The organism is Extibacter muris (assembly GCF_004345005.1).
GTDB lineage: Bacteria > Bacillota > Clostridia > Lachnospirales > Lachnospiraceae > Extibacter > Extibacter muris.
The window spans coordinates 1-522 of the sequence record NZ_SMMX01000105.1 but is presented as its reverse complement, the minus strand read 5'-3'; the positions used below and the strand labels follow the sequence as shown (position 1 = coordinate 522).

Genomic DNA, 522 nt, shown 5'->3' with positions numbered 1-522 from the left:
AATGGCCAGATATGCCGTTATCTAGAAAGAATAGAGTAAGGGGGGAGAGAGAGGAAGAGGAAGAAAGGAGAACATGCAAGGTACATGTCTTCGATGACATCCACAGGAAGGAGAGAGGGAAGAGAAGGGAAGGGAGGGGAAGAGGCAAGAGAAAGAAGGAGAAGAAGGGAAAAGAAAGGAGAAGAGAACAAGTCCTATCGGGATGATGATCCAGAGGGAGGGAAGAAAGGAGAGAAGAGGAAAGAGAGAAGGGAAGGAGGGAGGGGGGGGAAAGAGGGGGAAAGGGGGAAGGAAATAAAGGAAGGGGAGAAAAGAAGGGAAAAGCCGTCAAGGGCGGGGGAGAGTCTCTCGGGAGGGGAGGAAGGAGAGGGAGAAAAAAGAGAAAGGGAGAAAGAAAAAAGGGAGAAGAAAGAAGAGGGAAAGAAGAAGAGGGGGGGAGAGAAAGAGAGAGGGAAACAGAAGGGAAAAAGAAAAGAGTCCTCCAAGAACAGCAGGGACGAGGGCGAAAGGGCGGGGCAGGAG

General features: G+C 51.0%; 1 protein-coding gene. It reads left to right on the top strand.

The window, feature by feature from the left end; genetic code table 11:
* Nucleotides 1–84 precede the first annotated feature (84 nt).
* A partial coding sequence (locus E1963_RS23970) for a hypothetical protein (RefSeq protein WP_201272124.1) occupies nt 85–522 on the top strand: 438 nt, incomplete at its 3' end.